Source organism: Geobacter sp. (assembly GCF_027327745.1).
In the GTDB taxonomy this organism is placed as follows: domain Bacteria; phylum Desulfobacterota; class Desulfuromonadia; order Geobacterales; family Geobacteraceae; genus Geobacter.
In genome coordinates this window covers 23,198-45,242 of record NZ_DAHVYG010000038.1, presented here as the reverse complement: position 1 = coordinate 45,242, position 22,045 = coordinate 23,198, and the positions used below count along the sequence as shown (strand labels likewise).

The window sequence follows — 22,045 nt, the reverse complement described above, 5'->3', positions numbered from 1 at the left end:
CACCGGTCTGTTCGTCGCGGTATCGATGACGACCGGCGGCGGTGCCTGGGACAACGCCAAGAAGTACATCGAGGAAGGCCACCACGGCGGCAAGGGCAGCGAGGCCCACAAGGCCGCGGTCACCGGCGACACCGTCGGCGACCCGTACAAGGACACCGCCGGCCCGGCCATCAACCCGCTGATCAAGATCATCAACATCGTGGCGCTGCTGCTGGTGCCGCTGCTGTAAGCGATCTGATCAGATCGGGTTCTGCGAAGGGCGGCCTGCGGTCGCAGACCGAGCTGTGAGGCCTCAGAGCAGCGGAATCATCAGCAGCGCGACAATGTTGATGATCTTGATGAGCGGGTTGATTGCCGGCCCCGCCGTGTCCTTGTACGGATCCCCGACGGTGTCGCCGGTAACCGCGGCCTTGTGCGCCTCGGAGCCTTTGCCGCCGAAATTGCCTTCCTCGATGTACTTCTTGGCGTTGTCCCAGGCACCGCCGCCGGTCGTCATCGATACCGCGACGAACAGACCGGTGACGATGGTGCCGATCAACAGGCCGCCGAGCGCCTTGATCCCGGCGCCGGGGCCCATCAGGTAGTTCATGACTACCACCAGTACCACCGGCACGAGGATCGGCAGCAGCGAGGGGATGATCATCTCGCGGATTGCCGCGCGGGTCAGCATGTCGACGGCGCGCGAATAATCCGGCTTGGCGGTGCCTTCCATGATGCCCTTGATCTCGCGGAACTGCCGCCGCACCTCGTTCACCACTGCGCCGGCGGCGCGTCCGACCGCCTCCATCGCCAGTGCGCCAAACAAGTAGGGTACGAGACCGCCGATGAACAGGCCGATGATCACCGCAGGATCGGACAGCGAGAAGGCGACCAGCTTGCCCGCCGCCTGCAGGTTGTGGGTGTAGTCGGCAAACAGCACCAGGGCGGCCAGTGCGGCCGAACCGATCGCGTAGCCCTTGGTCACCGCCTTGGTCGTGTTGCCGACCGCATCGAGCGGATCGGTGATGTCGCGCACCTGCTTCGGCAGTCCGGCCATCTCGGCGATGCCGCCGGCGTTGTCGGTGATCGGCCCGTAGGCGTCCATGGCGACGACGATGCCGGTGAGGCTGAGCATGGAGACCGCGGCGATGGCGATGCCGTAGACCCCGGCGCACTTGAAGGCGACGATGATCCCGGCGGCGATGACGATGACCGGCAGGGCGGTGGACTTCATGGAGACACCGAGGCCGGCGATGATGTTGGTGGCGTGGCCGGTGGTGGAGGCTTGGGCGATGTGCTTGACCGGGGCGTACTCGGTGGCGGTGTAGTATTCGGTGATCCAGAAGATGGCGCCGGTGACCACGAGCCCCACCAGGGCGGAGATGAAGATGTTGGTGGCGGCAAGGCCGGTCGGGTTGCCAGCCGGGAACATCCGGACGGTGACCAGGTAGAAGGCGATGCAGGCCAGGACGCCGGAGGCGATGAGCCCCTTGTAGAGCGCCGGCATGATCTTCTGGTTGGCGCCCAGCTTGACGAAGAAGGTCCCGATGATGGAGGCGACGATGGAGATGCCGCCCAGGATCAGCGGGTAGCTGACGGCGCCGGCAAAGTTATTGAAGGCCATGGCCCCCAGCAGCATGGCGGCGATGAGGGTCACGGCGTAGGTCTCGAACAGGTCGGCGGCCATGCCGGCGCAGTCGCCCACGTTGTCCCCCACGTTGTCGGCGATGACGGCCGGGTTGCGGGGATCGTCCTCGGGGATGCCGGCCTCGACCTTACCCACCAGGTCGGCCCCCACGTCGGCCCCCTTGGTGAAGATGCCGCCGCCGAGGCGGGCGAAGATGGAGATGAGCGAGCCGCCGAAACCGAGACCCACCAGCTGGCTGACCACATCCTTGACCGGGGCGCCCGGCATGAGCTGCTGCAGCACCATGTAGTAGCCGGCGACACCCAGGAGCCCCAGGCCTACGACGAGCATGCCGGTGATGGCGCCACCCTTGAAGGCAACGTTCAGGGCCTTGTGGATCCCGGACTTGGCCGCCTCGGTGGTCCGGATGTTGGCGCGGACCGAGACGAACATGCCGATGAAACCGGTCAGGCCGGAAAACAGGGCGCCTATGGCGAAGCCGACGGCGGTTTTCGCCCCGAGGGTGGCAAAGAGCGCCACGAACATGACGGCACCGACCACGGCGATGATGGTGTACTGGCGCTTCATGTAGGCCCCGGCCCCCTCCTGGACGGCGGCGGCGATCTGCTTCATCCGCTCGTTCCCCTGGGGGAGCCCCAGAATCCACTGGGCCGAAACGAGGCCGTAAGCGACGGCCGCCACGGCACACGCCAGGGCAAAAAAGACTGCATACTGTTCCATTGACTAACCTCCTCAAGAATAGCCCGCGAAAGGCCTTGATCCCGCCTTGACCCGGCACTCCGCCGCCGAGTAAAAACGGAAAATTGTTATAAGAAACTGGGGGGTTTGTCAATGTTAAAAATTGCTTGTTTACCTCCCGTCTTTCGCGGCTGGCAAGACAGCGGCCACTTCTCGGGATTTACGCAAAACAGTTTGACAGCCTGGTCTGTTTGCAATAAAATACCAAACACCATGCAAACACAACATGATTTTAAAGAAAAGAAGATACGGCAACTGGAAGAACAGTGCCGTCGAAACGGCCTGGCCATCACCGTGCAGCGTCGTGTGATCATCGAGGCCCTGGCCGAGCGCAGGGACCATCCGTCGGCGGACCAGCTCTATGACACGGTCCGCGGGAGAGTGCGGGGGATTTCCCGCACCACCGTCTACCGGGTGCTCGAAACGCTCGAAGGGATCGGCGTCGTGCAGAAGGTCAGCAATCCCGAGGCACGGGCCCGATTCGACGCCGACACGGCGCGACACCACCATCTCTACTGCACCCACTGCCAGAAGATTCAGGATGTCTCCGACCCGGCCCTCGAACTCCTCCCCCTGCCGTCTGAAGAGTACGGGGGATTCACCATCGCCGGTTTTTCCATCACGTTCAGCGGGGTATGCCCCGACTGCCGCACAGTTCAATCTCAATCACCATAAAGTGGAGGGCCACCAATGAAGAAATGGAGATGCACCATCTGCGATTATATCCACGTAGGACCCGAGCCACCCGAGGTCTGCCCCGTTTGCGGGGTCGGTCGGGACCAGTTCGAGGAGATCAACGAGTAGCCGGCTAACGGATGCCGGTTAACACGCAAGGAGGATTTGAGCCGATGAAAGCTGTCGAGATAAAGAAGGATATCTACTGGGTAGGCGCCGTAGACTGGGCGGTGCGGGACTTCCACGGCTACGAGACGCCGCGGGGGACCACCTACAACAACTACCTGATCGTCGACGAAGAGATCACCCTCATCGATACGGTCAAATACGACTTTGCCTGCCACACCGTCAAGAACATCACCGGCGTCATAGACCCGGCGCGGATCAAAAACGTCATCATCAACCACATCGAGAACGACCACGCCACGAGCCTCGACCGGATCATGGCGCTTGCCCCCGACGCCACCATCTATATCTCGGAAAAGGGGCGCAAGGGGATCGAGCGGTTCTTCGACATCTCGCGCTGGAACATGAAGACGGTCAAGACCGGCGACACCCTCACCATCGGGAAGCGGACCCTGGAGTTCATCGAGACCCCCATGCTCCACTGGCCCGACTCCATGGTGACCTACGCCAGGGAGGACAAGATCCTCTTCACCCAGGACGCCTTCGGCCAGCACGTGGCGTCGGCCGCGCGCTTCGACGACGAATTCGAGTCTTCCGACTCCGGGGCGGAGCTGGAGGATGCAGTCATCGACTACTACGCCAACATCCTCATGCCCTTCGGCCAGATAGTGAAGAGCAAGATCGCGGAGATCCAGGCCAAGGGGATCGAGATCGAGATGATCGCCCCGGACCACGGACTCATCTGGCGGAAGAACCCCCGGAAGGTGCTCGACAAGTACCTCGAAATGGCCGGCGGCAAGGCCCGCAGGTCGGTCGCCATCATCTACGACACCATGTGGCAGAGCACCGAGAAGATGGCGGTCCCCATTGCCGAGGGGATCAGGGCCGAGGGGCTCGACTGCCGGATCATCAAGCTGCGGGCCACCCCCATGAGCGTCGCCATCAAGGAGTTCTGGAAGTCTCAGGGGGCCCTCGTCGGCTCGCCGACCCTCAACAACATCCTCTACCCCACCGTCGCCGAGTTTCTCACCCACCTGCGGGGGCTGCGCCCCAAAAACCGGATCGTGGGGGCCTTCGGCAGCTTTGGCTGGGGGGGCGGCGCCGTGAAGGAGGCGTACGAGGAGTTCAAGCGGATGGGGCTGCAGACGGTGGAGCCGGGGATCCAGATCCCCTACCGCCCGTCGCGGGCCGATGAAGAGGCATGCTTCGAGTTCGGCCGCGCCTTCGCCCGCCAGGTGGCGGAGTACCACCAGGGGTTTTGAAGGAGAACCATGGAGCTGAAATACGGTGACATATCGTTCCCGTTGAAACTTCCCCCCCAGAGGCTTCTGGGTGTCATCCGTCCTGCGGTAACCGCGCCGGCGGATTCGCCGGAGACGATCATCGGCGCCGCCCTCGACCGCTGCGCCGACGCGATCCGCACCTTTCGCCCCGGCGAGCGGGTCGTTATCGTCACCTCGGACATCACCCGTTACACCGGAAGCGAGATCTACCTCCCCCTCCTCCTGGAGCGGCTCGTGGCGGCTGGAATCCGAGAGGGGGACATCGAAATCCTCGTCGCCCTCGGCATCCACCGCAAGCAGACGGAACACGAACACGCAAGTATCGCCGGGCCGCTGTTCGGTCGGATCCGGATCGTCGACCACGACTGCGACGACCCGGGGGAGCTCGCCTTCATCGGCCGGACCTCCGGCGGGGTGGAGGTGGAGGTGAACCGCCGGGTGGTGGAGGCGGACCGGGTGATCCTCACCGGCACCATCGGCTTCCACTACTTCGCCGGCTTCGGCGGCGGACGCAAGAGCATCCTTCCCGGGGTGGCGGCCCGCAGGTCCTGCATGGCGAGCCACTTCGCCGTCCTCAATCCGGGGGAGGGAAGCGGCAAGAACCCCCTCGCCGCCACCGGCAACCTTGCCGGGAATCCGGTCCACGCCGCCATGGACGAGGCGTGCGCCATGGTGGAGCCCGCATTCATCCTCAACACGGTGCTCTCGCCGGAGAAACGGATCATCGCCGCCTTCGCCGGCCACTGGCGGGAGGCCCACGAGGAGGGGTGCCGGTACTACGCCGGGCGCTTCGCCTATCCGCTCAGGGAGAAGGCCGGCCTGGTCGTTGTCTCCTGCGGCGGCTTCCCGAAGGACATCAACGTCATCCAGGCCCACAAGTCGATGGAGTACGGGAGCCAGGCCCTGAAGGAAGATGGCGTAATGGTCCTGCTGGCCCAGTGCCGGGACGGCTACGGCAACGCCACCTTCTTCGACTGGTTCCGCTTCCGGGAGCTCGACGAATTTGAGGCGCGCCTGCGCAGCCACTACGAGATCAACGGCCAGACCGCCTACTCGCTGCTCCAGAAGGCGCAGCGATTCAGAATCATCCTTGTTTCGGAACTTCCGCCGGAGGAGGTGCGGACCATGGGGCTGGTCCCCGCCAAGACCCTTGACGAGGCCATGACAAAGGCAGCGGAGCACCTTCCGGCCGACTATGCGGCGTACGTCATCCCCGAAGGGGGAACGGTGCTGCCGGTAAAGATGTAGGGGCAAACCCTTATGTTTGCCAGATTCCCGGGCGATCACAAGGATCGCCCCTACAAGGATGGATATATATAATGATTGCCACCCGCATCATTGATGAACTGAAAACCATCGTCGGCGCCGAGAACGTCGCCACCGACCGCCAGGATCTTCTCTGCTACGGCTACGACGCCACCCAGATGGAGTTTCTCCCCGATGCGGTGGTCCATCCCGGCACGCCGGAAGAGATCGCCGCCATCCTGAAGCTCGCCAACTCGGAGCGGTTCCCGGTCTTCCCCCGGGGGGCCGGCAGCGGCTTCACCGGCGGGGCGCTCCCCAAGGGGGGAGGGATCGTCCTCGTGACGACGCGGCTCAACCGGATCCTGCGCATCGACACCGAGAACCTGGTGGCGGAGGTGGAACCGGGGGTCGTCACCGAACAGTTCCAGCTGGCGGTGGAAAAGCTCGGCCTCTTCTACCCCCCCGATCCGGCGTCCCTCAAGTTCTCCACCGTCGGCGGCAACGTGGCGGAGAACGCCGGCGGCCCCCGGGCGGTCAAGTACGGCGTGACCCGCGACTTCGTCATGGGGCTCGAAGTGGTCCTCCCCTCGGGAGAGATCATCCGCACCGGCGGCGAGACCTACAAGGGGGTCGTCGGCTACGACCTGACCCGCCTCCTCGTCGGCTCCGAGGGGACCCTGGGGGTGATCACCAAGATCATCTTCAAGCTCCTCCCCCTGCCGGAGGCGAAGAAGACCATGCTCACCATCTTCGACTCCATCGACGGGGCGGCCCGGGCGGTCTCCACCATCATCGGGAACAAGATCATCCCCACCACCCTCGAATTCATGGACCACGCCACGCTCCAGTGCGTCGACCGGCGCTTCAATCTGGGGCTGCCGGCGGCGGCCCGGGCTGTGCTCCTCATCGAGGTGGACGGCGACCGGGAGCTGATCGAAAAACAGGCGGCCCGGATCCACGAGGTGGTGAAGCCCCTCGGCCTCGTGGAGTTCAAGGTGGCGAAGGACGCCGCCGAGTCGGAACAGCTCTGGAAGGTGCGGCGCCTCGTCTCCCCCTCTCTTCGCGACGTGAACCCGACCAAGTACAACGAGGACATCGTGGTCCCACGCAGCCGGGTCCCCGACGTCATCCGGAAGATCGACGCCATCGCCACCCGCTACGGCATCCCCATCGTCAACTTCGGCCACGCCGGCGACGGCAACATCCACGTCAACGTCATGATCGACAAGGAGATTCCGGGGATGGACGAGAAGGCCCACGCGGCCATCGAGGAGATCTTCCGGGCGGCGCTGGAGCTGGGGGGGACCATGTCGGGCGAGCACGGCGTGGGGCTCGCCAAGCAGCCCTACATCCCGCTGGAGCTCTCGCCGGTGCAGATCGCCACGATGCAGGCGGTAAAAAAGGCGCTGGACCCGAACAACATCCTCAATCCGGGGAAGATGTTCCCCGCATAGAAGGGCAGCACGAGAGAAGTCTCTGTGTTTCCGTGGCAGATTGAAAGGTTTCGATTGTGGATCCGTTAAAACGAGTCGAACATGAGCTGAAGAAATGCGTCAAGTGCGGCGCCTGCCGCGCCCACTGCCCCGCCTTCGCCGCCCTGCAGCGGGAGCCGGCGGTGGCCCGCGGCAAGGTGGCGGTGGCCCAGCACCTCCTCAAGGGGGACATCTCCCTCGACGACCAGACCTACGCGGTCATGTCCAAGTGCCTCCTCTGCGGAAGCTGCGTCGAGAAATGCCCCAACGAGGTCCCAACCGACGAGATCGTCATCACTGCCCGCGAGGCCCTTGCCCGGAAGCGGGGGCTCACCACCTTCCACAAGGCGGTGGGGCAGGTGATCAGGAATCGGAAGCTGATGTCGTTCGGCGCCCTTGCCGCTGCCATCCTCGGACCGCTCTTCTTCCGCAAGGTCCCCAAGACCTCGGGGCTTCGGCTCCGCTTCCCCCTCCCCTTCGTCGGGAACCGGCGCCACATCCCCCAGATCGCCCGCACACCGTTCATGAATCGCCACCCCGAGGTCATCCGGGGGGAGCCGGGAAAACCGCGGGTCGTCTACTTCGTCGGCTGCATGACCAACTTCGTCTACACCGGGGTGGGAGAGGCGACCCTCGCCCTCTTCCGCCACCTGGGGTGCACCGTCATCATCCCGAAGGAGCAGCAGTGCTGCGGCCTTCCCGGCATGTCCGGCGGCGACCTGGATACCGTCAGGACCCTGGCGGAGAAGAACCTGGCGGCCCTGGAGAAATACGAGGCCGACTACATCATGACCGCCTGCGCCACCTGCGGCGGGGCACTCCACAAGTTCTATCCGGCCCTCATCGGCAAGCGTCATCCGGAGCTGGCCCAACGGATCCGGACGATCGCCGACAAGACCGTCGACGCGGCGCAGCTTCTCCAGAAGCTCGGGCTCCATCCCGCCGAGACCGGCGCCGGCGAGGCGCTGAAAATCACCTACCACGACCCCTGCCACCTCCGGACCCGCGCCATCACCCGCCAGCCCCGGGAGCTGCTGGCCGGCGCCCCCGGCGTGGAACTGGTGGAGATGGAGGGGGCGGACAAATGCTGCGGTCTCGGCGGCACCTTCAACGTCTATCACTACGACACCTCCCTCGCCATCAACGAGGGGAAAAGCGCCGCCATCGAGAAGACCGGCGCCGAGGCGGTGGTCACCGGCTGCCCCGGCTGCATGATGCAGCTCTCCGACGGCCTCAAGCAGCGCGGCACCCGGACCCGCGTCATGCACACCCTCGAAGTCCTCGCCCGCTCCCTCCGCTAGACATAATGTCTGTCGGACTTAGGGAATCGTAACGAGAGAATGGCAGATCGAGGGCAGATTTTCGGGTAGAATCCTCCCGGCCGGGGAACCTCCCTCCCCGGCCGATTTTTACTCTCAATAAAATCGTTTTAAAACCATCTTTTCCTCCCCGATCCTTCCCACTGATAACGCTGCGCCAAATCTGACGATTTAAGTCAAGATAAAAAATATTTTATTGACAGTACACGGCAAAGTAAGGTATTAACAGCAACGGTAAAAACCGGTTTTATTTCTCTGTCTTCCGGAGTTGTTGATGACCGACTACAACATCGGGGCGAAGATCAAAAAGCTCCGACTTGCAAAAAAGCTGACCCTGCAGGCGGTGGCCCGCGAGACAGGTTTTTCGCCCGCCCTCATCTCCCAGATCGAGAACAACAACGTCTCCCCCCCCATCGCCACGCTCTCGAAGATCGCAAAGTTCTTCGACGTAAAGATCGGAATATTCTTCACCGAGGAAGAGGAAGAGTACCGCTACGAAGTCGTGCGCAAGGGGGAGCGGAAGGTGATTCCCCGGGTCATCTCCCGCGCCGGCACCAGCCAGGGGTACTCCTACGAATCGCTCTCGTTCCGCAAGCAGAACAAGAAGATGGAGCCGTTCCTCCTCACCATCTCGGAAAAGGCCTCCGAAGAAAACACCTACAGCCACGACGGCGAAGAGTTCCTCTTCGTCACGGCAGGGACCGCCGAACTCCTCGTGGAAGACGAACGCATCACCCTTGAAGAGGGGGATTGCGTCTACTTTGATTCATCCCTGAAGCACCGCCTCCTCTCCAAGGACGGCAGCGAAGTCAGGGTGCTCGCCGTGGTGACCCGCTAGTCGCTCCTTCGGGCCGACACTGACAAGCATACGGGCCTTTTCATCCGATGAGCGCCCGTTTTTTTCACCCCGCCCCGTATACAAAAACGTAACCGCACCGTTTCCGGGAACCCTCACCGGCCAAGCATTCCCGCGGAGTCCCTGTCACGGTTCAACCTACAAACCTATGCCAGGAGGGGCCGCAATGACGCAGTTGCTGGGAAAAAATTCTACGAACTGGAAGGATGGCGAAGATGTCCAATAATGCGATTAAACCGTCCCTGAAGAACCCCTTTGATCCCCCCGAGAAGGTGGAATTCACCATCCCGGGCGAGATTTCCCGCACGACCGGCCCTTACGAAGAGGCGATGAAGGAAGGGTACGACCTGATCCAGCGCCCTATAAAATCGGTCAGCATCGACCAGATCGAGAAGCAGCACTTCAAGAAGCGGATGACCGTCTGGGAGCGGATCAAGGTCCTCACCGACAAGGAGCCCAACGTCCTGTACCAGAACTGGGGAAAAAACCTGGACGGCGCCTCCCTGGTGACCGCGATCCTGAACATCGGCGGTCGCGACGTGGCGGTCTACGGCCATGACTTCACCGTGCGGGCCGGCTCCATCGACGCCACCAACGGCCGCAAGCTCGCCAACCTCTTCAAGCTGGCCGGCGAGAAGGGGATCCCCCTCATCGGCATGAACGACTCCGCCGGCGCCTTCGTCCCCGCCGGGGTCGGCGGCCTCGACGGCTACGCCGAGGCCTTCACCGCCCTGCGCAAGATCAGCGGCGTGGTCCCCTCCATCATGTGCATGTTCGGCTTCAACGCCGGCGGCGGCTCCTATCTGCCGCGCCAGGGAAGCTTCGTCATCCAGCCCGCCAACACCTTCTTCGGCCTCACCGGCCCGGGGGTCGTCAAGTCGGTCCTCGGCGAGGACATCACCCCCGACGAGCTGGGCGGCCCCAAGGTCCACGGCAAATCGGGCGTTGCCGACCTGACGGTGGCCGACGAAGTGGCGGCCCTGCGGACGGCGGTGCGCCTCCTCTCCTACATTCCGGACAACAACAGCGTGGGGGCGCCGCTCCAGGAGACCAGCGATCCCCTGGACCGCAAGACCTGGGAGATCAACACCCTGCTGAAAAAGGCCTTCAACTCGCCGACCGGCTTCAACACGCCGTTCGACGTCTCCATCATCATCCAGCAGATCTGCGACCACGGCGACTACTTCGAGCTGCAGCCGGAACGGGCCCGGGAGGCGGTCACCGCCTTCGGCCGCCTGGGGGGGCAGGTCGTGGGGTTCGTCGCCAACAACTCGGCCGTCGCCTCGGGTCAGATCGACTGCGACTCGGCGGTGAAGATCGCCCGCTTCGTACGGTTCTGCAACATCTACAACATCCCGATCATCTTCATGGAAGACACCACCGGCTTCCTGCCGGGCCGCGAGCAGGAGTCCCGCGGCATCGTCCAGGCCGGCCGCTCCATGCTCGACGCCATCGTCGACGTCCGCACCCCGCGGATCCTGCTGATCCTGCGCAACGCCTTTGGCGGCGCCTACGCCTCCTACAACAACTACCCCACCGGCGCCGACCTGGTGCTGGCGCTCCCCACCACCCGCCTCGCCGTCATGGGTCCGGCAGGGAAGGAATTCGTCTACAAGGACGAACTCCGCAAGATCCGCGCTGCGGCGGCGGACATGACCAGGAGGGGGACCGAAGAGCGGGTCAAGGGCGGAACGGAGCCCGGCACCGCCAAACGCGATGCGGAAAAGGAAGCCGCCGAGTGGCTCAAGGGACAGGAAGCGGCCCTGAACCAGCGGTACGAAAAAGAACTGATGAACCCGAAGGAAGGTCTGGCCCTGGGCTCCATCTCCTCCATCGTCATGCCGACCGACCTGCGCCAGGTCCTGGGCGAAAACATCGCCTTCCTGATGCGGCACTACAAGCCGTCGCCCATGGGCGGTCCGCAGCGTGAGTTCCACTGATAGTCAAAATCCACCACGGAGACACTGAGGCACGGAGAACGTCAATAAATCTGGTTTCAAGGACTGCGTTTTTTTGATTTCGCTTTTGTTACGGTTTTTCTCCGTGTCTCCGTGCCTCTGTGGCGGATTCCAAGATTTTCATATCTTTTCGATTGGAGATAGAGACCAATGACCGACCTGTACACGAACAACCCCCTGATTCACCGGAACCGCCGTCTCGGCGCGTCCGATTCCGAGTGGGTCCGTTCCTTCGCCTGCGAGGATCTGAAGCCGCTCATCGTCTGCCGCGGTCCCATCCGCAAGGAGGCCATGGATGTCTTTGAAGAGATGGGGATCACCCATTACGGCATCCTCCTCTCCGAGAAGGACTCCATCGTCTACCCCAACGCCCTGGCCCCGGAGCTGCGCCAGCTGACCGATTCCACCCGCGTTCACCGGGTGCCCGACTACACCGGCGCCAGCAAGGAGGAGCGGGTCGAGCGGATCGGCCAGATCATCCAGATCGCCAAGGACAACGGCTATGACTCCATCTTCGCCGGCTACGGCTTCATGGCCGAGGACGAGGAGTTCGTGGCGGCCATCGAGCACGCCGGCCTCTCCTTCATGGGCCCCAACTCCCGCACCCAGGCCGATGCCGGCAAAAAGGACGAGGCCAAGCGGACCGCCCTAGAGGTCGGGGTCAGCGTCACCCCCGGCATCAACAACGTCACCGCCCGGACCCTGGTGAAAAAGCATCCGACCCGGGAGGCGCTCCTGGCCCTGGTGACGGCCGAGGGGCTGGAGATGGACCCGAAGACTCTGGAGGATACCAAGCTCTCCCTGGAAGAGCTGGCCGACGAGATCCTCTACGCCTCCTACGCCAAGGGGATCGACCTCTACTCCATCGAGGAGCTCTGCGCCCAGGTCCAGGTGGAAGCGGCGAACATGTTCACCGAGTACCCCGGGAGCCGGATCCGCCTCAAGGCCATCGGCGGCGGCGGCGGCAAGGGACAGCGGATCCTCGGCGCCTCGCTCCTGAACGTCAAGGAGCCGACCGCAGCCCAGGTCAGGGAAGCGGCCGCCGAGGCCCCCGGGCTGGTCCGGGAGGTGCTGAACGAAGTCAAGGCCAACGGCGTCGGCGACAACAAGAACATCCTGATCGAACTGAACATCGAGCAGACCCGCCACAACGAGATCCAGCTGGTGGGGAACGGCGAGTGGTGCGTCTCCCTGGGGGGGCGCGACTGCTCCCTGCAGATGCACGAGCAGAAGCTGCTGGAGGTCTCCGTGACCCAGGAAGGGCTTGCCCTGGCCATCGAAAAGGCGAAGGCGGCCGGCCGCAAGGCCGAAGTGAAGGCCCTGGAGAGCGACCTCAAGGTACTGAAGCGGATGGAAGAGGATGCGGCCAAGTTCGGCGCCGCCGTGGGGCTCGATTCCGCCTCCACCTTCGAGTGCATCGTCGACCGCGACCGCTACTACTTCATGGAGGTGAACACCCGGATCCAGGTGGAGCACCGGGTCTCCGAGCTCTGTTACTCCCTCAAGTTCACCAATCCCAAGAACGAGAACGACTTCTTCATCGTCGAATCCCTCGTGGAGGCGATGGCCCTGCTGGTGAAACACAAGAAGCGCCTCCCCAAGCCGGAGCGGGTTCCCCGTTTCGGTGCCGGCGCCGAGGCACGCCTGAACGCCACCGACGCCTCCCTCTCCCCCCATGCCGGCGGCATGATCCGTTACTGGTCCAAGCCGATCGAGGGTGAGATCCGCGACGACCAGGGAATCTGCCTGGTCAACCCGGACACCGGCATGTTCATGCGCTACAAGGTGGCGGGGGCCTATGACTCCAACATCGCCCTCCTCCTCACCAAGGGGGAGGACCGCCTCGCCAGCTACCTGAAGCTCTCCGAGGTGCTGGGGAAGACCACCCTGCGCGGCACCGACCTGGCCACCAACCTGGAGTTCCACTACGGGCTGGTCAACTGGTTCATCGGCCAGAACGTCATGGCCAAGCCGACCACCCGCTTCGGCGTCCCCTACCTGACCCTGGTCGGCCGGCTCAAGGAAGAGGCCAACCTGCTCGACACGGTCTTCGCCTTCATGCAGATGAAGAAGGCCTACGCCAAGAAGATGGCCGAACAGTTCCCCGACGACCCGAAGGCTGCCAAGGAGATGTCCGCCATCCTCGACCGCAAGGGGACCCTCGTCACCCGCCCCATGGACCGGCTGCTGGCCGATCCGCACCTCCTTTCGGGATGGCTCTCCATCAACCGGAAAAACTTCACCATGGAAAACGGAAAGGTGGTCTGGCACGACAATCCCTTCGTGATCCTGGCCGACACCTACGATTATCTCGACATGGCCTATGACCCGGCCGCCCCGGCGGCGGAGGTCATTTGGAGCCACGACAACGACCTCCTCCAGAAGGGGTTGCGCTTCTACAAGACCCTCTCGGAGCGCTTCGGGCTCGGCCTCCACGAATTCGACAAGCTCTCGGCCATCCTCGTGAAGGAAAAGCCCCAGGGCGAATTCTCCCCCGCGGAGTGGAGCGAGATCCAGTGCGCCCACGTCGGCTTCGAGGCCGGCCTGGAGCTCCTCGGCATGCTCTTCGTCATCGCCGAGAATGTCAGGTTCTGGGACTTCAGGGTGGAGGAAGACCTGGAAGTCACCATCCCCGACTATCTGAACGACCCGGAGCTGCAGGCCCGGATGAAGAAGGTGCTGGTGCCGCCCCCCGCCACCAAGGCCGACGAGATCGTCGCCATGTGCGGCGGCATGTACTACGGCCAGGAGGCGCCGGGGATGCCGTCGTTCGTGACCGAAGGGATGCACTTCGAGAAGGGGCAGCCTCTCTACATCATCGAGGTGATGAAGATGTTCAACACGGTCCGGGCGACCTTCTCCGGCACCATCGACAGGATCATCATGCAGGGGGCCGACGGCAGCATCGTCCAGAAGGGGCAGCCGCTCTTCAAGGTCACCCCGGACGAGAAGTTCGTCGAGGTCAACCCCGAGGAGATCGAGCAGCTCAGGCGCGAACGGACCTCCGCCTACCTCAGGGCCGTTCTCTGACCGACTGGAAGCACAAACAACTCTTACGCTCGGGAGGACACCGTGAGAAAAGGAAAGCTTATTGTCGTCGAGGGGATCAGCGGCTCCGGCCAGCAGGTCAAGGCGGCCATCGTCGGCCTGCACAAGGCGCTGGTGGAGCTGAAATACGATGTGGTCGAATGCGCCAACCCCGATTCGGGGCGGGCCCAGGAGCTGGGGATTGCCAACATGATCAACTGGCCGTTCGGCAAGAATGCCAGGGCCGACTTCATCTTCGAAGGTGCCGTGCGGGCGGAAATATTCAAGAACATCGTCGAGCCTGCCCTGCAGCAGGACAAGATCGTCCTGTGCAAGCAATCGAGCATTTCCTCCCTGGCCAATGCCTGGGTGAGCGGCTATACCGGGCATTTCGACGTACTGCGCCACCTCGACAAGATTTCCAGAGGCTTTCTCTTCGAGGACGAGATTTACCCGGACCTGACCCTGTTCCTCGATGTGCCGGCCCAGGAGGCCTTCGAACGGATCGAGGATGTCCTGCAGATCCATCACGAAGGGGGGATCGAATACTACGAAAAGATGCGGGAGTTCTATCTCCGGGAGATCCCCCGCTGGCACGGCGTCAGAATCGACGCCTCGACCAGCAGGCCGGAAGAGGAGATAAACGCCGACATCTGGAACGTGGTCACGAACATCCTCTGACCGGAAGGCTCCCGACGCGCCCCTGCGGAAGACACTGCCGGGGCCGTCGCTTTTTTCGGGGCATGATCATCAACACACCAGAAGGAGAGATCCATGAGCATCAGCGACAAAAAACAGGCCTGGCAGGATGCTGTCGTGGCAAAAAATATCGCCAAGGCCCCCGAGCGCAAGGCGGAATTCCGGACCACCTCCGGCATCGAGATGGAGCGCTGCTTCACCCCCGGCTTCGACTACCCGGAATATGAGGATAACCTCGGGTTCCCCGGCCAGTATCCCTTCACCCGCGGCGTGCAGCCGACCATGTACCGGGGCCGCTTCTGGACCATGCGCCAGTACGCCGGCTTCGGCACCGCCAGGGAATCCAACGAGCGTTACAAGTATCTCCTCCAGGCGGGGCAGACCGGCCTCTCCGTCGCCTTCGACCTTCCGACCCAGATGGGATACGACTCCGACGCCGCCATGGCCGCCGGCGAGGTGGGGAAGGTCGGGGTCGCCATCGACTCCCTGGCCGACATGGAGATCCTCTTCGACGGCATCCCCCTCGACCAGGTCTCCACCTCCATGACCATCAACTCCACCGCGGCGATCCTGCTGGCCATGTACATTGCAGTGGCCGAGAAACAGGGGGTCTCCCCCGACAGGATTTCCGGGACCATCCAGAACGACATCCTCAAGGAATACATGGCCCGGGGGACATACATCTACCCCCCCAGGGAGTCGATGCGGATCATCACCGACATCTTCGCCTACTGCAAGGACCATGTCCCCAAGTGGAACACCATCTCCATCTCCGGCTATCACATCCGGGAGGCCGGCTCCTCCGCCGTGCAGGAAGTCGCCTTCACCCTGGCCGACGGCATCGCCTACGTGGAGGCGGCCCTCAAGGCGGGGCTCGAGGTCGACGAGTTCGCCCCGCGGCTTGCCTTCTTCTTCAACGCCCACAACAACCTCCTGGAAGAGGTGGCCAAGTTCCGGGCGGCCCGCCGGATGTGGGCGAGGATCATGAAGGAGCGGTTCGGCGCCAGGGATCCGCGCTCCATGATGCTTCGCTTCCACACCCAGACCGCCGGCTGCACCCTCACCGCCCAGCAGCCCGACAACAACATCATGCGGGTCACCATCCAGGCCCTGGCCGCTGTTCTGGGAGGGACCCAGTCGCTCCACACCAACTCCCGCGACGAGGCCCTGGCCCTCCCCACCGAAGACTCCGTCCGGATCGCGCTCCGCACCCAGCAGGTGATCGCCTGCGAATCGGGGGCGGCCGACTCCATCGATCCCCTGGCGGGAAGCTTCCTCGTGGAGTCCCTCACCGACCAGATCGAGAAGGCCGCCACCGAGTACATCGAGAAGATCGACCGGCTGGGCGGGGCCGTCGAGGCCATTTCCCGCGGCTTCCAGCAGAAGGAGATCCAGGACTCGGCCTACGCCTACCAGCGGGCCATCGAAACCGAGGAGATGATCATCGTCGGCGTCAACAGGTTCACCATCCAGAACGAGCCCCAGCCCGAACTCCTCAAGATCAAGGAAGAGGTGGAGATCGCCCAGAAGAAGGCCTTGGCCGCCATGAAAGCGAAGCGGGACGAGGCAAAGGTCCGGGAGGCCCTTGCGACCCTGGAAAAGGCCGCCAAAGGTACCGACAACCTCATGCCGCCGATCCTGGGTGCCGTAAAGGCCTACGCCACCTTGGGCGAAATCGCCAACGTCCTGCGCGACGTCTTCGGTGTCCACCGGGAGACGGTGGTGCTGTAATCTGTTGTGAGACGTGAGAAGTGAGACGTCTCTACTTCTCACGTCTCACTTCTCACATCTCACGGGGTAAATATGCTCACCAAAATCAATCACATCGGCATCGCCGTCGCATCCCTCGAAGAAACGATCCCCTTCTACCGCGACCGGCTCGGCATGACGTTCAAGGGTACGGAGGAAGTACCGGAGCAGAAGGTGAGAGTCGCCTTTCTTCAGATCGGCGCATCCAAGATCGAGCTCCTGGAGCCGACCTCTGCCGAAAGTCCCATCGCGAAGTTTCTGGAGAAAAGCGGTCCCGGCATCCATCACATCGCCTACGAGGTGGAAGACATCGAAGCAGCAATCGCCAGGCTCATGGCCGACGGCGCCCGCATGATCGACAGCGTACCGCGCCACGGGGCCCACGGAACGCGGATCGCCTTCGTCCATCCCAAGAGCAGCGGAGGCGTGCTGACGGAACTCTGCCAAGGGGGCCACTGACCTCTACGAAAGATGAGAAACCTGCGTATCAAAAATCGTAAAACTGCTCTAACACCGCGTCAGCTCGACGCAAAATCGTGATTTTTTTCTTGACAATCTCGGGGAAAGATTTATAGTGTCCCCAAAATTTTAGAACGCCATTTTGCTTTTTCCCGAAACGTCCGGAGACCCAGCATCGGAGCCTCACAAAAAAGCTTTGCAGTTAGGCATAGTTAGCTGAATAGTTCTTGACAACACAACTTGAATGAGTATTATCTCACCCTTGTTATGAAAGTGCGGGTGTCAATGCCGACCAGAACCGTTTTCAAAACCACACGCGTGGCAAAGTGCAAGGCAACGTGACGTGCCAACGACCCTTTTCTCGTCCCTCGATGGAGGGAACGGAAAAGGGTCTTGTTTTTGGAGGGGGTACTTACCAGTTTATTCGCTCTGGACATTTTCAAAACGGAAAGGTGGTGATTTTCCCTCAGGTACGAACTCTTGCAGCACCCAATTCACTCTATGCAATTTATCACCAATGAAGGAGGCAACTGATGAAAAAGAAGCTTTTGGCAGTAGTCGCTGCCGGTGCGGTCACCGCCGCGACGGCGGTTCCGGCCCTGGCACTGGAGAACGAGTTCCACGGCATGTTCCGGGTCAAGGGAACGATCTCCAACTATAACGGTGCGGGCGCGTTCGCAGGCCTTCTCGCTCCCTCGGACAATCCGAAGACCAAGAACTTCGTCGACCAGCGCGCTCGTCTCATGTACATCGCCAAGGCCAACGACGATCTGAAACTGGTCACCCACTTCGAGATCGACTCCCAGTGGGGCGACAATTCCTATACGGTTGGCCGCAACGATGGTGGTGCCCTGGGTGCGGACCAGATCAACCTCGAAACCAAGAACGTCTACCTCGATTTCAACATCCCCGCAGTCCCGGTGAACATGAAGGTCGGCATGCAGCCCTTCACCGACGCCTACAAGGGGATCTTCATCAACGCCGACGCGGCCGGCGCCCTCGCCACCGCCAAGTACGGCAGCTTCACCAACGCCCTCGGCTGGTTCCGCCTGGATGACCGGGGCGGACTCACCGGGAAGAACGCCCGCGACCTCCTCATCCTCGACGGCAAGTATGCCGTCAACAAGAACCTCAACGTCGGCGGGTCGTACTACCTGTACAATGACGACAACTCTACGTTCGCAAACGGAGTAGCTGGCACAGCGCAGGATGTCATCGTCCACACCGTCGGCGTCAATGGCGAGGCGAACCTGGGTCTGGTGACCGTGGACGGCTTCGCCCTCTACCAGTTCGGCAATGCCGGCACCAAGCATGTCAGCGCCTGGGCCGCCAACGCCGGGGCCAAGGCAAAGGTCGGCATCGGCATCCTCCGCGCCCAGTTCCTCTACACCTCCGGCGAGGGGGATACGACCCGCAACACCTCCAATGCCTTCGTGCCGGTTACGAACCACACCTCCGGTGCCAACGCGGAGAACACCTTCTACCCTGCCGACATGCGGATCATCCTGCGTGACAAGTTCGGGACCACCGACGACCACGCCATAATCTACAACACCGACAACCAGAGCCAGGGGATCATCGGCGGCTTCATCGGCTACGATGCCAACATCACCCCGAAGGTCTTCGCCAACGCCAACGCCGGTTTCGTGGCAACGGCCAAGCGCAACACCGTAACCGAATCCAGCAGCAAATACATGGGCACCGAGCTTAACGCCGAGGTGGGGTATAAGCTCTACGACAACCTCACCACCAGCCTCCAGGGTGCCTACGTGATCCTTGGCGACTACTACAAGGGAACCGGCGGCGCCGCTCCCGGCAAGATCCCCAACGATCCGTTCCTGAGCCGGGTCGTGCTGAACTACGCATTCTAAACCACGTTAAACTAAGAAAAAGAGCCGGGATCTTCCGGCTCTTTTTTCCCGTTTGACAAGATCCGAAAAGCTGCTCTAATTAAACCATAGTTCTAAACTTCTCAGATGGAGGTCACCCAATGAAAAAGATTGCAGTTATGGTAATGGCAGCAGTCATGATGTCGGCAACCGTTCCGGCACTTGCCCAAATGACCAAGGAAGAAAAGAACCAGTGCCTCCTTGCCTCGAAAAACTGCGCCAACGAGGTCGACAGCATCCAGAAGAAGATCAGGAAGCTTAACGCCGAGATCAAGAAGGGGAAGAAGGTCTACTCCGCCGAGGAGATCAAGAAACTCAACGCCAAGCTGAAGGAAGCCGAGGACATGCTCGACACCCTGCTGCAGGGGGGCCAGTAAGTCCGGATTGCGACCAACCAGGCAAAATGGAAGGGGAGAGGCAACTCTCCCCTCTTTTTTTGTATCCGCACCCCGCCAGGCTTTACCCACGCCCCATCAGGCCACTATTGCTTTGACATCGGGATGATCGGTTTGCGATAATCGGCCAATCCAAGGCGGAGCCCATGAATCCAACCGTAAAGAACTGGATAGCCACATCGAACTACGACCTGCGCACCGCCGAGGCCATGCTCAAGGCTGGCCGGTATCTGTACGTGGTTTTCATGTGCCACCTCGCCCTTGAAAAAATGCTGAAGGCAATCCTGGCCAATTCATTCCCCGACTCCACTCCCCCAAAAATCCATAGTCTTGTACGGCTATACAAAAAAGCCGGACTTGCTTTGCCTGAAAATTTCATGGAATTTGTTGAACAGCTGGACAATGTGAGCATCGTTACCAGGTATCCGGAAGACCTTAGTACTCTTTCCAGGGAATTCAACCAGGCAAGGGCCAGGGAAGTTCTTGGAGAGACGAGGAAACTGCTAAAATGGCTCAAGCAATCGATGTCAGAGAAATCGTAGAGCGTTACCTGAAGAACCTCGCCTCGCTTGGTGTGCCCGTCCAAAAGGCCTTTATTTTTGGATCACAGGCAACGGGTCTCGCCGATGAAGACAGCGATATTGACCTTGCTGTCATCTCACCCTACTTCGAACGGATGGGCCTGTGGGACAAAGCAAAAGTACTGGGAAGAGCAACCCGTGACATCCCCTACCCGATGGATGTTCTGGGCTACGCTCCTTCCCAGCTGAGAAAGATTCGCCCGGGGACACTATTGGCTGAGATTGTCAAGAATGGCATCGAGATTCGCCAGAACTGACCCTAGAGGCATCCAACTATTAATAACTCAACCCAGGAGCAACGATGAAAAGACTTTCCCTTCTCTGCGCAGTTCTGATTGTGGCCCTCATGAGCGCCTCCACCCTTTTCGCCGCCCAGATCAGGGTCTACGTCTCGGAGTTCTCGATTACCGGCGCCGCCAACAAGGATGAGCTGAAGACGACCCTCCAGACGTTGCTCGCCTCGCGCCTGAGCAGCGATTCGGTGCTTACGGTGGACTCTCCCGTGGGGGCCGACGTGCAGGTGAAGGGAAGCTACATCGCCTTCGGAAAGATCTTCAGCCTCGACGCGGTGGCCAAAGACGCAAGCGGCCGGGTCATCGCCCGGTCGTTCCAGCAGGGGGAGAGCCAGGACGAACTGATCCCCGCCGCCGGGAAGCTGGGCCAGGCCCTGGCAGCGGAGATCACCGCGAAGGTCAAGCCCGGGACGGCGATGGCTCCACAGCCGGTTCCCGCGCCGGTGCCGGCGGCTCCCTCAGACGTGGTTCGCCCCGCCGCTCCCCGGCCGGCCACGGATGTGGTGAAGGCATCCACCACCAGCGACATCGTGAAGCCCCAGGAACTTACCCGCACCGCGACGGGGGGATGGATGAGCCAGCGGCTCACGGGCACCCTCATCGGCATCGCCCCGGGCAAGGCGGCGGCCGACGGAACGCAGGATTACTACCTGACCGACGAGCAGAGCCTGCGCCTCTATCGCAAGGGAGACTCCCTGAAGCTGGTTGCCGAGGTGTCCTTTTCTCCCCGCGAGAGGGTGATCGCCATCGATTCGGCCGACCTGGACGGCGACGGGATTCCCGAGGCCTACGTGACCATCGTGGACGGCGACTCGCTTGCCTCGCAGGTCTGGGTGGCGGAGAAGGACTCTCTCAAGCGCGTTGCGGCCGGGCTCCCCTATTACTTCCGGGGAATCGACCTCAACGGCAAGGACCACAGGATCTTCGCCCAGCAGATGAGCACCGACCGCGACTATTACGGCGACGTCTTCGAGGTGGTCAAAAAGGGTGACCGGTACGAGCTGACCGCCCCCCTGAAGCTTCCCCGCTTCGGCACGATCTACAACTTCAACCGGTTCAGGGATGCGAGCGGCAACGTATTCTACGTAGTCATCAATGACGACGGCTATCTCATTGTCTATTCGGCGGCAGGCGAGGAGTTGTGGCGGAGCAGCGACAAATTCGGCGGCTCGGAGACCTACTTCAAGCGGGAAGACCTGGCCAACATCCGGACCACCGGCGACCAGTTCCGCTGGATATTCCTGGAGCAGCGGATCACGGTGACCCCGGCGGGGGAGATTATCGTGCCGAAGAACGAGGGGATGTTCGTCATCGGCAACAATCGCGCTTACAAGAAGAGCAGTGTCTATGCCTTCACCTGGACCGGCTCGTCCCTGGACGAGATCTGGCACACCAAACAGAGCCAGAACTATCTGGCCGACTACTTCTTTGACTCCGCCCGAAAGGAACTTGTGGCACTGGAAGTGGTGAAGAAGGAAGGGCTCATCAGCAAAGGGGCCAGCGTGGTGGCGGTGAAGAGGGTGGAGTAACTAAGTAGATTTTCATCCCAACGGGACTCCAAAGGGGACACTCATGTGTCCCCTTTTCTGTTGTCCTCCGCCGGATATAATTGATTGACATCAGAACGCTATACTGCTAGGATTTTTCGCGTTTT

General features: G+C 61.9%; 19 protein-coding genes. 18 read left to right on the top strand and 1 reads right to left on the bottom strand.

Annotated elements, in window-relative coordinates; genetic code table 11:
• Window positions 1-229: sodium/proton-translocating pyrophosphatase (locus M6689_RS08525; protein ID WP_298270271.1), on the top strand; the 229-nt coding region annotated here is incomplete at its 5' end.
• A gap of 63 nt (window positions 230-292) precedes the next feature.
• On the opposite strand, the gene M6689_RS08520 is transcribed toward M6689_RS08525, so the two are convergent.
• A complete protein-coding gene (locus tag M6689_RS08520; protein WP_298270268.1) occupies window positions 293-2,347 on the bottom strand; it encodes a sodium-translocating pyrophosphatase in 2,055 nt (684 codons plus the stop codon).
• 231 nt (window positions 2,348-2,578) lie between these two features.
• On the opposite strand from M6689_RS08520, the gene M6689_RS08515 reads away from it, so the two are divergent.
• From M6689_RS08515 to M6689_RS08435, 17 genes are all read left to right on the top strand, one after another.
• Window positions 2,579-3,040 carry a Fur family transcriptional regulator gene (locus M6689_RS08515; protein ID WP_298270266.1) on the top strand — a complete coding sequence of 154 codons (462 nt, stop codon included), beginning with the start codon at window positions 2,579-2,581 and terminating at the stop codon, window positions 3,038-3,040.
• Between the two features lie 15 nt (window positions 3,041-3,055).
• Entirely contained in the window at window positions 3,056-3,169 is a 114-nt protein-coding gene (locus M6689_RS08510) for a rubredoxin-like domain-containing protein (protein ID WP_298270263.1), read from the top strand.
• Between the two features lie 44 nt (window positions 3,170-3,213).
• Window positions 3,214-4,428, top strand: coding sequence for an FprA family A-type flavoprotein (locus M6689_RS08505; RefSeq protein ID WP_298270260.1), 1,215 nt, complete (start codon window positions 3,214-3,216; stop codon window positions 4,426-4,428).
• 9 nt (window positions 4,429-4,437) lie between these two features.
• Window positions 4,438-5,697 carry a nickel-dependent lactate racemase gene (larA, locus tag M6689_RS08500; protein WP_298270257.1) on the top strand — a complete coding sequence of 420 codons (1,260 nt, stop codon included), beginning with the start codon at window positions 4,438-4,440 and terminating at the stop codon, window positions 5,695-5,697.
• A gap of 71 nt (window positions 5,698-5,768) precedes the next feature.
• Window positions 5,769-7,148, top strand: coding sequence for an FAD-linked oxidase C-terminal domain-containing protein (locus M6689_RS08495; protein ID WP_298270254.1), 1,380 nt, complete (start codon window positions 5,769-5,771; stop codon window positions 7,146-7,148).
• Between the two features lie 56 nt (window positions 7,149-7,204).
• Window positions 7,205-8,467: a (Fe-S)-binding protein gene (locus M6689_RS08490; RefSeq protein WP_298270251.1), complete on the top strand. Its 1,263-nt coding sequence runs from the start codon at window positions 7,205-7,207 to the stop codon at window positions 8,465-8,467.
• A gap of 292 nt (window positions 8,468-8,759) precedes the next feature.
• Window positions 8,760-9,323: an XRE family transcriptional regulator gene (locus M6689_RS08485; RefSeq protein ID WP_298270248.1), complete on the top strand. Its 564-nt coding sequence runs from the start codon at window positions 8,760-8,762 to the stop codon at window positions 9,321-9,323.
• A 233-nt stretch (window positions 9,324-9,556) separates the two neighbouring features.
• Complete coding sequence (locus M6689_RS08480; RefSeq protein ID WP_298270246.1) at window positions 9,557-11,281, top strand: carboxyl transferase domain-containing protein; 1,725 nt, start codon at window positions 9,557-9,559, stop codon at window positions 11,279-11,281.
• 168 nt (window positions 11,282-11,449) lie between these two features.
• The gene (locus M6689_RS08475; RefSeq protein ID WP_298270245.1) at window positions 11,450-14,329 is read left to right on the top strand and encodes a biotin carboxylase N-terminal domain-containing protein; all 2,880 of its coding nucleotides are present in this window, start codon (window positions 11,450-11,452) and stop codon (window positions 14,327-14,329) included.
• 42 nt (window positions 14,330-14,371) lie between these two features.
• Entirely contained in the window at window positions 14,372-15,007 is a 636-nt protein-coding gene (locus tag M6689_RS08470) for a dTMP kinase (protein ID WP_298270243.1), read from the top strand.
• A 93-nt stretch (window positions 15,008-15,100) separates the two neighbouring features.
• A complete protein-coding gene (locus M6689_RS08465; protein WP_298270241.1) occupies window positions 15,101-16,756 on the top strand; it encodes a methylmalonyl-CoA mutase family protein in 1,656 nt (551 codons plus the stop codon).
• Between the two features lie 72 nt (window positions 16,757-16,828).
• Window positions 16,829-17,233 (top strand): methylmalonyl-CoA epimerase, encoded by a 405-nt coding sequence (mce, locus tag M6689_RS08460; RefSeq protein ID WP_298270238.1) that lies wholly within the window; start codon window positions 16,829-16,831, stop codon window positions 17,231-17,233.
• Window positions 17,234-17,766: 533 nt separating this feature from the next.
• Window positions 17,767-19,104, top strand: a complete 1,338-nt coding sequence (locus tag M6689_RS08455) for a hypothetical protein (RefSeq protein WP_298270236.1) — start codon at window positions 17,767-17,769, stop codon at window positions 19,102-19,104.
• A gap of 119 nt (window positions 19,105-19,223) precedes the next feature.
• On the top strand, window positions 19,224-19,499 hold the full coding sequence (locus M6689_RS08450) for a hypothetical protein (protein WP_298270234.1): 276 nt from the start codon (window positions 19,224-19,226) through the stop codon (window positions 19,497-19,499).
• Window positions 19,500-19,663: 164 nt separating this feature from the next.
• Window positions 19,664-20,059, top strand: a complete 396-nt coding sequence (locus M6689_RS08445; RefSeq protein ID WP_298270231.1) for a HEPN domain-containing protein — start codon at window positions 19,664-19,666, stop codon at window positions 20,057-20,059.
• Complete coding sequence (locus M6689_RS08440) at window positions 20,026-20,355, top strand: nucleotidyltransferase domain-containing protein (RefSeq protein WP_298270228.1); 330 nt, start codon at window positions 20,026-20,028, stop codon at window positions 20,353-20,355. The genes M6689_RS08445 and M6689_RS08440 overlap by 34 nt, the downstream gene beginning before the upstream one ends.
• 44 nt (window positions 20,356-20,399) lie before the next feature.
• The gene (locus M6689_RS08435; protein ID WP_298270224.1) at window positions 20,400-21,920 is read left to right on the top strand and encodes a VCBS repeat-containing protein; all 1,521 of its coding nucleotides are present in this window, start codon (window positions 20,400-20,402) and stop codon (window positions 21,918-21,920) included.
• Window positions 21,921-22,045: the final 125 nt, after the last annotated feature.